Source organism: Mycobacterium sp. UM_Kg27 (genome assembly GCF_000972905.1).
GTDB lineage: Bacteria > Actinomycetota > Actinomycetes > Mycobacteriales > Mycobacteriaceae > Mycobacterium.
Genome location: NZ_JRMM01000336.1, coordinates 1 through 385 on the forward strand (window position 1 = coordinate 1; position 385 = coordinate 385).

Annotated in this window: 1 pseudogene; it reads left to right on the top strand. The window is 61.0% G+C overall.

What is annotated here, in order from left to right:
- Positions 1 to 89: pseudogene (locus tag LI94_RS23605) on the top strand (YebC/PmpR family DNA-binding transcriptional regulator); the annotation flags it as partial.
- Positions 90 to 385: the final 296 nt, after the last annotated feature.

The window sequence follows — 385 nt, forward strand, 5'->3', positions numbered from 1 at the left end:
AGGCGCTCGAGGATAGTGACGACGTGCAGAACGTGTGGACCAACGTCGACCTGTCCGACGAGGTCCTCGCAGCCCTCGAAACCGAATAGACGATTCTGCCCAGACCGCCGGTTTAGCTCACCGGGAATGCAATGCGGTACCCGTCGGTGGGGTTGCGTTTCCGATATCGCGAATCATGTGGCCGCGGAAGCGCGTTCGGAGAACAGGGCGGCCGCATAGATCAGCACCGCGGCTTGGCCTCTTCGCGGGCCGCTGCCTTTGCGTCATTTCTAGCCACATAGCTACGCTAGCTGCACTAGGGTCTGCTGCACGGATAGGTGACAGTTTCGGTCACGCGGCCTGACTGGCCGGTGTGGTCATGATCGTCTCGTATTCGATCGGGGTC